This is a genomic window from Streptomyces sp. NRRL WC-3618, from assembly GCF_001280005.1.
Taxonomy (GTDB): Bacteria; Actinomycetota; Actinomycetes; order Streptomycetales; family Streptomycetaceae; genus Streptomyces.
The window spans coordinates 50,701-63,334 of record NZ_LGDW01000236.1 but is presented as its reverse complement, the minus strand read 5'-3'; the positions used below and the strand labels follow the sequence as shown (position 1 = coordinate 63,334).

General features: G+C 69.3%; 14 protein-coding genes. 11 read left to right on the top strand and 3 right to left on the bottom strand.

The features are described from left to right. The first annotated feature begins 405 nt into the window (after positions 1 to 405). The 4 genes from ADL01_RS20555 (at position 406) to ADL01_RS20540 (ending at position 3,925) form a co-directional block, all read left to right on the top strand. A complete protein-coding gene (locus ADL01_RS20555) occupies positions 406 to 1,059 on the top strand; it encodes a response regulator transcription factor (protein WP_006380516.1) in 654 nt (217 codons plus the stop codon). Positions 1,060 to 1,065: 6 nt separating this feature from the next. Then, the gene (locus tag ADL01_RS20550; RefSeq protein WP_053743480.1) at positions 1,066 to 2,298 is read left to right on the top strand and encodes a sensor histidine kinase; all 1,233 of its coding nucleotides are present in this window, start codon (positions 1,066 to 1,068) and stop codon (positions 2,296 to 2,298) included. A 393-nt stretch (positions 2,299 to 2,691) separates the two neighbouring features. Then, on the top strand, positions 2,692 to 2,988 hold the full coding sequence (locus ADL01_RS20545; protein ID WP_006380512.1) for a DUF4193 domain-containing protein: 297 nt from the start codon (positions 2,692 to 2,694) through the stop codon (positions 2,986 to 2,988). A 13-nt stretch (positions 2,989 to 3,001) separates the two neighbouring features. Beyond that, complete coding sequence (locus ADL01_RS20540) at positions 3,002 to 3,925, top strand: hypothetical protein (protein WP_078960650.1); 924 nt, start codon at positions 3,002 to 3,004, stop codon at positions 3,923 to 3,925. A 108-nt stretch (positions 3,926 to 4,033) separates the two neighbouring features. Here the strand turns inward: ADL01_RS20540 and ADL01_RS20535 are convergent, their stop codons facing one another. Next, on the bottom strand, positions 4,034 to 4,510 hold the full coding sequence (locus ADL01_RS20535; RefSeq protein ID WP_053743576.1) for a DUF3093 domain-containing protein: 477 nt from the start codon (positions 4,508 to 4,510) through the stop codon (positions 4,034 to 4,036). Between the two features lie 58 nt (positions 4,511 to 4,568). Here ADL01_RS20535 and ADL01_RS20530 point away from each other — a divergent pair, with 58 nt between their 5' ends. The 7 genes from ADL01_RS20530 (at position 4,569) to ADL01_RS20500 (ending at position 11,112) form a co-directional block, all read left to right on the top strand. Beyond that, complete coding sequence (locus ADL01_RS20530) at positions 4,569 to 5,153, top strand: PaaI family thioesterase (protein WP_053743479.1); 585 nt, start codon at positions 4,569 to 4,571, stop codon at positions 5,151 to 5,153. Between the two features lie 11 nt (positions 5,154 to 5,164). Next, complete coding sequence (dut, locus tag ADL01_RS20525) at positions 5,165 to 5,716, top strand: dUTP diphosphatase (RefSeq protein WP_053743478.1); 552 nt, start codon at positions 5,165 to 5,167, stop codon at positions 5,714 to 5,716. Position 5,717: 1 nt separating this feature from the next. Further along, positions 5,718 to 6,482: a DUF3710 domain-containing protein gene (locus ADL01_RS20520; RefSeq protein WP_053743477.1), complete on the top strand. Its 765-nt coding sequence runs from the start codon at positions 5,718 to 5,720 to the stop codon at positions 6,480 to 6,482. Positions 6,483 to 6,658: 176 nt separating this feature from the next. Then, entirely contained in the window at positions 6,659 to 9,244 is a 2,586-nt protein-coding gene (locus ADL01_RS20515; RefSeq protein WP_053743476.1) for a sensor histidine kinase, read from the top strand. After that, positions 9,241 to 9,924, top strand: coding sequence for a response regulator (locus ADL01_RS20510; protein WP_053743475.1), 684 nt, complete (start codon positions 9,241 to 9,243; stop codon positions 9,922 to 9,924). Before ADL01_RS20515 ends, ADL01_RS20510 begins: the two co-directional genes overlap by 4 nt. Before the next feature lie 69 nt (positions 9,925 to 9,993). Further along, positions 9,994 to 10,392, top strand: coding sequence for an OB-fold nucleic acid binding domain-containing protein (locus ADL01_RS20505; protein ID WP_053743474.1), 399 nt, complete (start codon positions 9,994 to 9,996; stop codon positions 10,390 to 10,392). A 3-nt stretch (positions 10,393 to 10,395) separates the two neighbouring features. Continuing rightward, complete coding sequence (locus ADL01_RS20500) at positions 10,396 to 11,112, top strand: DUF3159 domain-containing protein (RefSeq protein WP_053743473.1); 717 nt, start codon at positions 10,396 to 10,398, stop codon at positions 11,110 to 11,112. A gap of 150 nt (positions 11,113 to 11,262) precedes the next feature. Here the strand turns inward: ADL01_RS20500 and ADL01_RS20495 are convergent, their stop codons facing one another. Next, positions 11,263 to 11,940, bottom strand: a complete 678-nt coding sequence (locus ADL01_RS20495) for a potassium channel family protein (RefSeq protein WP_053743472.1) — start codon at positions 11,938 to 11,940, stop codon at positions 11,263 to 11,265. Then, positions 11,940 to 12,611 carry a potassium channel family protein gene (locus ADL01_RS20490; protein ID WP_053743471.1) on the bottom strand — a complete coding sequence of 224 codons (672 nt, stop codon included), beginning with the start codon at positions 12,609 to 12,611 and terminating at the stop codon, positions 11,940 to 11,942. The genes ADL01_RS20495 and ADL01_RS20490 overlap by 1 nt, the downstream gene beginning before the upstream one ends. Between the last annotated feature and the right edge of the window lie 23 nt (positions 12,612 to 12,634).

Genomic DNA, 12,634 nt, shown 5'->3' with positions numbered 1-12,634 from the left:
GCGCCCCCTCGTCCTGGGTCGTGGGTCGATGGCACGGGGGTGTGCCGTCCGGAGGGGCGATCACGTCTCCAACTGGGTGCCCAGCGCTGCCCTGCTGGGCGGCGACGGTGCCGGACACCCACGCCCGCTCTGCGGAAGCGGTTCGGTGTACCACTAGGTGTCATGGCACACGCAGAGCGTGATCGCGGGGTGTAAAACCGTCCTCCCCCCGCTTCGTTCGAGGGAAACCTCAACCCGCCGAGAATTCTTCCCACCGCCGTCGGCAGGGTCGGTGCGGTGATCGCCGGGGGGCCTCTTACAACCGGTTTACGGGCGAAAGCGGCAGGATGGTGGCCTGACCACACGAACAGTTTTCCGCCAACGTGCCGGCCGGCCCGCGGGCGACCCCGAGGAAGGACAAACGACGTGCGCGTACTCGTCGTCGAGGACGAGCAACTGCTCGCCGATGCGGTGGCCACCGGACTGCGCCGGGAGGCCATGGCCGTCGACGTCGTGTACGACGGTGCGGCGGCTTTGGAGCGCATCGGCGTCAACGACTACGACGTGGTCGTTCTCGACCGGGACCTCCCGCTGGTGCACGGCGACGACGTCTGCCGCAAGATCGTCGAACTCGGCATGCCCACGCGCGTGCTGATGCTCACCGCTTCCGGGGACGTCAGTGACCGGGTCGAGGGGCTGGAGATCGGCGCCGACGACTACCTTCCCAAGCCCTTCGCCTTCAGCGAGCTGACGGCACGCGTGCGTGCCCTCGGCCGGCGTACGAGTCTGCCGCTGCCGCCCGTCCTGGAGCGCGCCGGCATCAAACTCGACCCGAACCGCCGCGAGGTCTTCCGCGACGGCAAGGAAGTCCAGCTCGCGCCCAAGGAGTTCGCCGTCCTGGAGGTGCTGCTGCGCAGCGAGGGCGCGGTCGTCTCCGCCGAGCAGCTTCTGGAGAAGGCCTGGGACGAGAACACCGACCCGTTCACCAATGTCGTACGGGTGACCGTGATGACCCTGCGCCGCAAGCTCGGTGAGCCGCCGGTGATCGTCACCGTGCCCGGCTCCGGCTACCGGATCTGATCAGCCGTGGCAACGACACCCGCGCCTCCCCAGGCACCCCCGAAACCCACCTGGGACCCCCGTCGGCCACAGGCGCAGTTCCCGTTGCTGCGCCCGACCATCCGCATACGTCTCACGCTGCTGTACGGGGGGATGTTCCTGATCGCAGGCATCCTGCTGCTGTCGATCATCTACCTGTTCGCGGCGAACGCGCTGAACGTGGGCAGCAACCTGCCCTTCAAGATCATCGCTGGTCAGGTCGGCAGCGACACGTGTAATTTCCCGCCCTCGCCCACCGCGACCGAGCTCAACAGCGCCATGAACAAATGCGTCAACGTGCAGCGCCAGCACGCCCTGGACAACCTGCTCAGCCGTTCGCTGATCACGCTGCTGGGCCTCGCCGTGATCGCCTTCGCCTTCGGCTACGCCATGGCCGGTCGCGTCCTGACACCGCTCGGCCGGATCACCCGCACCGCCCGTGCGGTGGCCGGTTCGGACCTGTCCCGCCGGATCGAGCTGGACGGCCCCGACGATGAGCTGAAGGAACTGGCGGACACTCTCGACGACATGCTGGAGCGGCTGCAGCGGGCCTTCACCGCTCAGCAGAGGTTCGTCGGCAACGCCTCGCACGAGCTGAGAACGCCGCTGGCGATCAACCGCACGCTCCTGGAGGTGCACCTCTCGGATCCGGGGGCGCCGTCGGAGCTGCAGCAACTGGGCAAGACGCTGCTGGCGACCAATGAGCGCAGCGAGCAGCTCGTCGAGGGGCTGCTGCTGCTCGCCCGCAGTGACAACCAGATCGTCGAGCGCAAACCGGTCGACCTGGCCGAGGTGGCCACCCAGGCCGTCGATCAGACGCACGCCGAGGCGGAGGCCAAGGGGGTCGTGTTCCGGGGGAAGCGCGATCCCGCGGTCGTCCAGGGCAACGGCGTGCTGCTGGAGCGGATCGCGCTGAACCTCGTACAGAACGCCGTGCGGTACAACGTGCCGGAGGACGGCTGGGTCGAGGTGACCACCGAGGTCCAGCACGGACAGGCGGTGCTGGTCGTCTCGAACACGGGTCCCGTGGTCCCGGCGTACGAGGTCGACAACCTCTTCGAGCCCTTCAGGCGGCTGCGTACGGAACGAACGGGCAGTGACAAGGGTGTGGGCCTCGGCCTGTCGATCGCGCGCTCTGTGGCGCGCGCTCACGGGGGTCACATCTCGGCCCAGCCGCGCGAAGGAGGTGGACTCGTGATGCGATTCGCCCTTCCTATCTGAGATCATGTCGCCGACACGCGAGGATGTTCGCTTTGCGCGGAATTTCCGGGGTACCCTCCCGGCGACCTCGTGTGTGATCGATCACAAGGGCGAATTTAGGGCCTTCCACTCTCCGTGATCATGCAGGTCGCCGCAAGGCCCGGTAAATCCGGGTTTTCGGGGGTCTTGATCACGGGAAGTACACGGTGGGGGCCTTTGAAGTGTGGCATTCGGACCGTGTACGGTCCCGATCGCCATCCAAGCTGATCTCTCCTGAGGGGGTCGGTTGGGTGTCGATTGAGTAACAGACCTTGATGTGAGGCAAAATCTCCGCCTCAGGTCGGGCACAAGTCCGGCCTCTCACGCGTTACCTGCGCTGAGACACCGCAGACACCCAGAGGGGGAGAGCGCGACATGGCAACGGATTACGACACCCCACGCAAGACCGACGACGACGTCGACTCGGACAGTCTTGAAGAACTCAAGGCACGGAGGAACGACAAGTCGACTTCCTCCGTGGACGTCGACGAGTTCGAGGCCGCCGAGGGCCTCGAACTGCCCGGAGCGGACCTCTCGAACGAGGAGTTGGCCGTCCGGGTACTGCCCAAGCAGCAGGACGAGTTCACCTGTATGACCTGCTTCCTGGTGCACCACCGCAGCCAGCTGGCCCGCGAGAAGAACGGTCAGCCGATCTGCCGCGACTGCGACTGAGGCAGGGTCGGCCGTGACTGGCTCGACCCCTCCTTGGAAGCGCCGTTTCCCCTCCCGGGGAGCGGACCATGGGCCGTCGGACGGCCCTCATGGTGTGCGTGACGACGAGCGGGGCTCATCCGACACCGGATCGGCCTCGCTCGAACCGGCTGCCGGGCCGGCCGACCACGGGGATGACCTCCCGGTGCCGGCCGAGCCTTCCGTCCCCGTCATGGGGCGGCGGACGGCGGCGATACGACAGAAGGCCAGGGAAGGCGTCCGTAAGGGCGGCAGCCGGGCCAGGGCGGGCCTCGCCTACCTCACCGACCGGATCATCGAGATCGCCCCGCGTATCCCCGTACGCGACCTCGCCACTCTCCGTCGGCAGTTCCCGGGCCTCGGGCCCGAGCAACTCGCGGACAAACTCGTCGCGGGCGCCGCGAGCGCGACGGCGAGCGTCGGGGCGGGCATCGGAGCGGCGGCGATGCTGCCGGTACCGCCGGCCATGCCGACCGAGCTGGCCGCCGAGATCACCGGCGTCGCCGCGATCGAGCTGAAAATGATCGCCGAACTGCACGAGGTCTACGGCGCAAGGCCACCAGGCGGTTTGAAGCAGCGCAGTGCCGCCTACCTGAACTCGTGGTCGGGTGAGCGCGGGATCGACGTGACGAAGCCGTCGACGATCAACTCGGCCCTCGGGGGCCATATGAAGCGCGAACTGCGCCAGCAGATCATGAAGCGGATGGTCCGGGACCTGCCCAACCTGATCCCGTTCATGGTGGGCGCCGCCGTCGGCGCGGTCATGAACCGGCGGGACACCAGAAAGCTCGCGGACCGCATCCGCAAGGACCTGCGCACCTTCCAGGTCCCCTGGGACCAGCTCCCGGAGCTGCCCCCGTTGAAGCCGCCCGCGGACGCCCTGGACGTCGGGAACCTGCCGAAGGAACTCGGGATGTAAGGGTCCCCGGGAGCGTGGGCGACCCGGGCGCGTACACGCGGCGGGCAAGTCTTTGCCCGCCGCCGAAGAAGAATTTGCCGACGCTCCCGGGCCGCCAATCAGGCCGGTTCAGCCCGCGTCGCGCGCGGCAGCCGCCCGCGCCGATTCCAGCGCCGCGACCAGTTGTTCGGGCTCCCGCGTCGACAGGTACAGGTACGGGGTCGGGTCCTCGGGGTCCGTGACCTGGACGCGCAGCGCCGTGGGGATGTAGGAGCGCAGCAGCATGAAGGCGCGCGTGTCCGCCTTGTACGTGCGCCACGCCCGCGCCTCCTCCGCGTTCAGGATCTCCGTCTCGCCCAGGGCCGCCACCGGGATCTTCGCCTCGCCCGCGATCAACGCGTCACCCACGACCCGGATCCGGATCGAGCCGTACGAACTCGCGGCCACCGCGGCCACCGCTGTGCCGCCGACCAGGCCGCCGAGCAGGGGGAGTGTGCCGAACGGGAGCATGATCAGGGCGAAGGAGACGCCGACCAGGAACGAGATCAGCCACCAGGAGCGAGGGGCCGTGAGGCGTTCTTCGTAGGGGGAGGCGGAAGGCTGCATGGAGCCAAGCTTGGCATGGTGTCGGCCCACGGCCGACTCGCGGGTAAGGTCTGCGGCTGTGAGTGGTCCTTCCGCAGCTCTGAAGCCTCCCGCCGACGCCGTGGCGCCCGTGCGGCACCCGGACGCGCCCGCGCCCGGAGAGCTCCTCGGCGCCCACTACGAACAGTGTTTCGGATGTGGTGGCGAGCAGGCCCACGGTCTGCACCTCGCCGCCCGGGCCGGAGACGGGGTCACGGTCACCGCCGAGTTCACCGTGCGGGCCGCCCACCAGGGCGCCCCCGGACTCGCCCACGGCGGCGTGCTCGCCAGCGCGCTGGACGAGACACTCGGCTCGCTGAACTGGCTGCTGCGCACCATCGCGGTGACCGGACGGCTGGAGACCGAGTTCGTCCGGCCCGTGCCCGTCGGCACCCTGCTGTACCTGGAGGCCGAGGTCACGGCGGTGGCCCGGCGGAAGATCTACTCGACCGCCACCGGACGCATCGGCGGCCCCGACGGGCCCGTCGCGGTGCGCGCCGAGGCCCTCTTCATCGAGGTCAAGGTCGACCACTTCATCGACAACGGCCGCCCGGAGGAGATCCAGGCGGCCATGAGCGACCCGGACCAGGTCCGGCGCGCCCGCGCATTCGAGGTGAACCCATGAGCACCGCACCCATGGGCCGCGAGCCCCTGGACGTCCTCATCCGACGCGTCGATCCGGACGTACCGCTTCCGGTGTACGCGCAGCCGGGCGACGCCGGAGCCGATCTGCGGACCACACAGGGGTGCGAACTGGCGCCCGGGGAAAGGGCTGTTCTCCCCACCGGCGTGTCTGTCGCGCTCCCGGACGGGTACGCGGCCTTCGTGCACCCTCGTTCGGGGCTCGCCGCCCGCTGCGGTGTGGCTCTGGTGAATGCCCCGGGGACGGTTGATGCCGGGTACCGTGGGGAAATCAAGGTGATCGTGGTGAATCTCGACCCGCACGAACGTGTGCGATTCGAACGCTTCGACAGGATTGCCCAACTGGTCGTCCAGCAGGTCGAGAAGGTCCGCTTCCGGGAGGTCGCGGAACTTCCCGGCTCGGCGCGGGCCGAGGGGGGCTTCGGGTCCACCGGCGGTCACGCCGCGGTGGGCGGTGCGAGCGTTCACAGCGGTCAGGCCGCAGCAGGCGGCACAACGGGTGGGAATCGATACGCTTCGGCCGTATCCGACCGGGAAGGACAGTGACGTGTTCGGACGTCGCAACAAGAAGGGTGCCGCCGAGGACGCGGCCGGCGAGGCCGAGCAGGTCGTCGACAGCGTCGACACTGAGGCGGACGAAGTAGCGGGTTCGCGTGCGCGCGTCCGGCTGGAGCCGGAGCCGCGTCCCGACGGACCCTGGGACGACACCGAGGTGCGCGAGCCCGGCGAGGGCCGGGTGGACCTGGGCGGGCTGTTCGTGCCCGGGGTCGACGGCATGGAGCTGCGGGTCGAGGTCGCGGGTGACGCGATCGTCGCGGCGACCGTCGTGCTGCGCGACAGCGCCGTGCAGCTCCAGGCCTTCGCCGCGCCCAAGCGCGAGGGCATCTGGGGCGAGGTGCGCGAGGAGATCGCCGGCGGCATCACCCAGCAGGGTGGCATCGTCGACGAGGTCGAGGGGCCGCTGGGCTGGGAGCTGCGCGCGCAGGTGCCGGTGCAGTTGCCGGACGGCACGGGCGGTTTCCAGGTCGTGCGGTTCGTCGGCGTGGACGGTCCGCGGTGGTTCCTGCGGGGTGTCATCTCCGGGCAGGGCGCCGTGCAGCCGCAGGCCGCAGGTCTGCTGGAGCAGATCTTCCGGGACACGGTCGTCGTCCGTGGCGAGGGGCCGATGGCGCCTCGCGACCCGATCGTCCTGAAGCTGCCGAACGACGCGCAGATGGTGCCCGAGGGCGTCCAGCAGGAGGAGGCCGGTTCCCGCTTCTCCGGCGGCATGGGCCAGCTGCAGCGCGGACCGGAGATCACCGAGGTTCGCTAGGAACTTCCGCGGAACGGCCCGTACCCCTCGAACAGGGGTACGGGCCGTTCTTCGTCTGCTGGGCGTCAGGGTTGCGTCAAGGACGTACCCCGGCCTGCCTCTCGTCCCTTTTGTCGACATTGTTGGACGTAGGGTCGACGCTGCGTGAGCAGTGGACACGGGAAGACAATGAGGCCATGGGTCGCGGCAAGTTTCGGATATACCTCGGTGCGGCACCTGGCGTCGGCAAGACGTACGCGATGCTGTCCGAGGCGCACCGCGGTGTCGAGCGGGGCACGGACTGCGTGGTCGCGTTCGTGGAGCACCACGACCGGCCGCGTACGGAAGTGATGCTGCACGGGCTGGACGAGCTCCCCCGCAAGGAGCTGCCCTACCGCGGAGCCGTCTTCACCGAGATGGACGTGGACGTCGTGCTCGCCCGCCGACCGCAGATCGCCCTGGTGGACGAACTGGCGCACACCAACATTCCCGGCTCGCGCAACACCAAGCGCTGGCAGGACGTGGAGGAGCTGCTGGCCGCGGGTATTGACGTGATATCGACTGTCAACATTCAACATCTTGAGTCGTTGGGTGATGTGGTTGAGTCGATCACTGGTGTACGTCAACAAGAGACCGTCCCCGACGAAGTGGTCCGGCGTGCGGATGAGATCGAGCTGGTCGACATGTCCCCGCAGGCCCTTCGGCGGCGGATGGCCCACGGCAACATCTACAAGTCCGACAAGGTCGACGCGGCTCTCGCCAACTACTTCCGGCCTGGGAACCTGACCGCTCTGCGGGAGCTGGCGCTGCTGTGGGTGGCGGACCGGGTCGACGAGTACCTGACCGAGTACCGCAGCGAGCACCAGGTCTCCAGGATCTGGGGCTCGCGTGAGCGGATCGTCGTCGGGCTGACCGGCGGTCCCGAGGGCCGTACGTTGATCCGGCGGGCCGCGCGGCTCGCGGAGAAGGGCGCCGGCGGCGAGGTCATGGCCGTCTACGTCGCCCGCAGCGACGGCCTGACCAACGCCTCGCCGAAGGAGCTGGTCGACCAGCGCACGCTCGTCGAAGATCTCGGCGGAACGTTTCACCATGTGGTCGGGGACGACGTCCCGGTGGCCCTGCTGGACTTCGCGCGGGGCGTGAACGCCACCCAGATAGTGCTGGGCGTCTCCCGGCGCAAGACCTGGCAGTACGTCTTCGGACCCGGAGTCGGCGCGACCGTGGCCCGGGACTCGGGGCCCGATCTCGACGCGCACCTGATCACCCACGACGAGGCCGGCAAGGGACGAGGGCTGCCCGTGGCCCGGGGAGCCCGGCTCGGGCGGGCGCGGATCATCTGGGGCTGGCTGGTCGGAGTGGCCGGCCCGGTGTGCCTCGCGCTGCTGCTGAACGCCGTCGACCTCGGCCTCGCCAACGACATGCTGCTGTTCCTGACGCTCACGGTGGCCGCCGCCCTGCTCGGCGGCCTCTATCCGGCCCTCGCCTCGGCGGCCTTCGGCTCGCTGCTGCTGAACTACTACTACACGCCGCCGTACCACCGGCTGACCATCGCCAACCCGAAGAACATCGTCGCCCTGGTGATCTTCTTCGGGGTCGCCGTGTCGGTGGCGTCCGTGGTGGATCTGGCGGCCCGGCGTACGCATCAGGCGGCCCGGCTGCGAGCCGAGTCGGAGATCCTCTCCTTCCTCGCGGGCAGCGTCCTGCGCGGTGAGACCAGCCTGGAGGCCCTCCTGGACCGGGTTCGGGAGACCTTCGGCATGGACTCGGTGGCGCTGCTCGAACGGGAGAGCGACGTCGATCCGTGGACCTGCGCGGGCAGCGTCGGCACCCGGCAGGCCGTGGAGCGCCCGGAGGACGCGGACGTGGACATGCCGGTCGGCGACCACATGGCGCTCGCGCTCTCCGGCCGGGTCCTGCCCGCCGCCGACCGGCGGGTGCTGGCCGCGTTCGCCGCCCAGGCGGCCGTGGTGCTGGACCGCCGGCGCCTCCAGTCCCAGGCGGACCAGGCTCGTACCCTCGCCGAGGGCAACCGGATCCGCACGGCGCTGCTCGCCGCCGTCAGCCATGACCTGCGTACGCCGCTGGCCGGGATCAAGGCGGCCGTCTCGTCGCTGCGGTCGGACGACGTGGCGTGGTCCGAGGAGGACCAGGCCGAACTGCTGGCCGGCATCGAGGACGGCGCCGACCGGCTCGACCACCTCGTGGGCAACCTGCTGGACATGTCCCGGCTCCAGACCGGTACGGTCACCCCGCTGATCAGGGAGATCGACCTCGACGAGGTGGTGCCGATGGCGCTGGGGGGCGTACCCGAGGGCAGTGTCGAGCTGGACATCCCGGAGACCCTGCCGATGGTCGCGGTCGACCCCGGACTGCTGGAGCGGTCGGTGGCCAACCTGGTCGAGAACGCCGTCAAGTACAGCCCCGGCGGCCAGCCGGTTCTGGTGGCCGCCAGCGCCATCGCCGAGCGGGTGGAGGTGCGGGTGGTGGACCGTGGGCCGGGCGTGCCGGACGAGGCGAAGGACCGCATTTTCGAGCCCTTCCAGCGGTACGGTGACGCTCCGCGCGGAGCCGGGGTGGGTCTGGGACTCGCGGTGGCCCGGGGGTTCGCCGAGGCGATGGGCGGCACCCTCCAGGCCGAGGACACGCCTGGCGGCGGGCTCAGCATGGTGCTGACGGTGCGAGCGGCCGAGGCGGGAGCGGCAGCGGGAACAGAAGTGGGAGAAGGGCCGGCCGCCGCAGCGGTGTCGGCGGACTTGGCGGAGTCGGAGAGGCAGGTGTCATGACCCGGGTGCTGGTGGTCGAGGACGAGCCGCAGATCGTGCGCGCCCTCGTGATCAACCTCAGGGCACGCAAGTACGAGGTCGACGCGGCCCCCGACGGTGCCACCGCCCTCGAACTCGCCGCCGCCCGGCATCCCGACGTGGTCGTGCTCGACCTGGGCCTGCCCGACATGGACGGCGTCGAGGTGATCAAGGGCCTCCGGGGCTGGACCCGGGTGCCCATCCTGGTGCTGTCCGCCCGTCACTCGTCCGACGAGAAGGTCGAAGCGCTCGACGCGGGCGCCGACGACTACGTCACCAAGCCCTTCGGCATGGACGAACTGCTGGCCCGGCTGCGGGCGGCCGTCCGCCGGGCCGAGCCCATCGGGAGCGGCGAGGACGACGTCCTGGTGGAGACCGACGGGTTCACCGTCGACCTGGCCGCGAAAAAGGTCCACCGGGGGGAGCGCGACGTACGGCTCACTCCCACGGAGTGGCATCTGCTGGAGGTGCTCGTACGCAACGCGGGACGGCTGGTCAGCCAGAAACAGCTGCTCCAGGAGGTCTGGGGGCCTTCCTACGGCACGGAGAGCAACTATCTACGCGTGTACATGGCGCAGTTGCGGCGCAAGCTGGAGACGGATCCCTCGCATCCGAAGCACTTCATCACCGAACCCGGGATGGGATACCGGTTCGAGAGGTGAGGGCCGTCCCCGGCCGGGGACGTGTTCCCGGCGTACGTCGGTGTCGGTGGGCGCCGGTACGCTTCAGGTATGAGTGCTGTTCCTCGTTCCGAGAAGCCGGTGGGCCGGTTCCGGCGCATGCTCGACCGGCTCTCCTCGTCACAGGAGGATCTGGAGTCCGAGGAGTTGCGCGAGGACACCGTGATCACGGGTTGTACGCGCATCGGTGACTGCCACGACCGACAGATAGTGACGGTTACTGGTACCTTGCGCACGGTCACGCTGCGGCCGAGGGCGGGGGTTCCGGCCCTGGAGGCCGAACTCTTCGACGGCTCGGCCGCGCTGGACGTGGTGTGGCTCGGCAGACGGTCCATCGTCGGGATAGAGCCAGGGCGCAAGCTGATCGCGTCGGGCCGGATCTCGATGAGCCGGGGCCGCCGTGTGCTGTTCAATCCGAAATACGAACTGAGACCTCTCGGACGGGAGTAGCCGGTGACGTCGCTCGACAAGCCGACCGAAGACGCCCAGCACGATTCCAGGGCGGTGACCGAGGCCGCGCTCTTCGAGGCGTTCGGCGGTCTGCGGGGCATGATCGAGACGGTCGTGCCGGGGCTGCTCTTCGTCACGATCTACACGATCAACAAGGACCTGCGCGCATCGGCCATCGCGGCCCTCGGCGTCTCCGTGCTGCTGGTCGTGGTGCGCCTCGTCATGAAGGACACCGTCAAGCACGCCTTCAGTGGGGTCTTCGGCGTGGCCTTCGGCGTCGCCTTCGCGATGATGACGGGCAACGCCAAGAACTTCTATCTGCCCGGGATGCTCTACACGCTGGGCCTGTCGCTGGCGTACATCATCTCGACGCTGGCCGGTATGCCGCTGCTCGGGCTGATCCTCGGCCCGGTCTTCAAGGAGAACCTCTCCTGGCGCACCCGTAATCCGGGGCGCAAGAAGGCCTATACGAAGGCCAGTTGGGCGTGGGGGCTGATCCTGCTCGCCAAGTGCGCGATTCTCTTCCCGCTGTACTGGTGGGCGGACACGGCGTCGCTCGGGTGGGTGCTGGTGGCGTTGAAGATTCCGCCGTTCCTGCTGGCCGTGTGGCTCACGTGGGTGTTCCTGGCGAAGGCGCCGGCGCCGATCGATGTGTTCGCGGAGATGGAGGCGGAGGAGCGGGCGGAGGAGGCGCGGAAGGCTGCGGCTTCTTCCGAGTAGGGGGCGTGGGGGTGGGCGTCGGGGTGTTTCGCCCCCGCCGCCCCTACCCGTCCCGTCCTGTCTGGGGGTCGTGCCCCCAGCCCGCCCCTTCGCGCCGAAGGCGCTCGTCCTCACTCCCCCAGAGGGGAACCCCCAGGCGGGCTGAAAGGATCAGCTCGGGGCTTCTTCCCTGCGTACCGACAGGAGGTCCTCCAGTTGTTCCTCCCTCGCCTGGGCGGCTACGAACAGGAGTTCGTCGCCTGCTTCCAGGGAGTCCTCCCGGGACGGGGTCAGGACCCGGGTGCCGCGGATGATCGTCACCAGGGACGTGTCCTCCGGCCACTCCACGTCGCCCACCTGGGTGCCGGCCAGCGCCGACTCCGGGGGGAGGGTCAGTTCGACGAGGTTCGCGTCGCCGTGGCTGAAGCGGAGCAGGCGTACCAGGTCGCCGACGCTCACCGCCTCCTCGACCAGGGCCGACATCAGACGCGGCGTGGAGACCGCCACGTCCACGCCCCAGGACTCGTTGAACAGCCACTCGTTCTTGGGGTTGTTGACGCGGGCGACGACGCGCGGAACGCCGTACTCGGTCTTCGCGAGCAGGGAGACGACCAGGTTCACCTTGTCGTCGCCCGTCGCGGCGATCACGACGTTGCAGCGCTGCAACGCGGCCTCGTCCAGTGACGTGATCTCGCAGGCGTCGGCCAGCAGCCACTCCGCCTGGGGGACTCGCTCGACCGAGATGGCCGTGGGGGCCTTGTCGATCAGCAGGATCTCGTGGCCGTTCTCCAGCAGCTCGCCCGCGATCGAGCGGCCGACGGCACCGGCACCGGCAATGGCGACCCTCATCAGTGACCGGCCTCCTCTTCAGGGCCCTCGGCGAAGGACGCCTCGACCTTCTCGACGTCGTCCGTACGCATCATCACGTGCACCAGATCACCTTCCTGCAGCACCGTCTGCGAGCTGGGCAGTACCGCCTCGCCCAGCCGGGTGAGGAACGCGACGCGCACGCCGGTCTCGTCCTGCATCTTGCTGATCTTGTGGCCCACCCAGGCCGACGACGCGTGCACCTCGGCGAGCTGGACGCCCCCGGTGGGATCCCGCCACAGCGGTTCCGCACCGGACGGCAGCAGCCGCCGCAGCATCTGGTCGGCCGTCCAGCGGACCGTGGCGACGGTCGGGATGCCCAGGCGCTGGTAGACCTCGGCGCGGCGGGGGTCGTAGATGCGGGCCGCGACGTTCTCGATGCCGAACATCTCGCGGGCCACCCGGGCGGCGATGATGTTCGAGTTGTCACCGCTGGAGACAGCGGCGAAGGCGCCGGCCTCCTCGATGCCCGCCTCGCGCAGGGTGTCCTGGTCGAAGCCGACTCCGGTGACGCGACGGCCGCCGAACCCGGAGCCCAGTCGTCGGAAGGCGGTGGGGTCATGGTCGATCACGGCGACCGTGTGCCCCTGTTGCTCCAGGGTCTGCGCGAGAGCGGAACCCACTCTGCCGCAGCCCATGATGACGATGTGCACGACCGTCCTTCCGATCCGTTGAC

Bases quoted from the DNA above. Each gene is read 5' to 3' on its own strand.
- ADL01_RS20505 (WP_053743474.1), top strand. From the start codon at position 9,994: ATGAGTGCTGTTCCTCGTTCCGAGAAGCCGGTGGGCCGGTTCCGGCGC.
- ADL01_RS20515 (WP_053743476.1), top strand. From the start codon at position 6,659: ATGGGTCGCGGCAAGTTTCGGATATACCTCGGTGCGGCACCTGGCGTC.
- dut (WP_053743478.1), top strand. From the start codon at position 5,165: ATGGGCCGCGAGCCCCTGGACGTCCTCATCCGACGCGTCGATCCGGAC.
- ADL01_RS20510 (WP_053743475.1), top strand. From the start codon at position 9,241: ATGACCCGGGTGCTGGTGGTCGAGGACGAGCCGCAGATCGTGCGCGCC.
- ADL01_RS20535 (WP_053743576.1), bottom strand. From the start codon at position 4,510: ATGCAGCCTTCCGCCTCCCCCTACGAAGAACGCCTCACGGCCCCTCGC.
- ADL01_RS20495 (WP_053743472.1), bottom strand. From the start codon at position 11,940: ATGAGGGTCGCCATTGCCGGTGCCGGTGCCGTCGGCCGCTCGATCGCG.
- ADL01_RS20545 (WP_006380512.1), top strand. From the start codon at position 2,692: ATGGCAACGGATTACGACACCCCACGCAAGACCGACGACGACGTCGAC.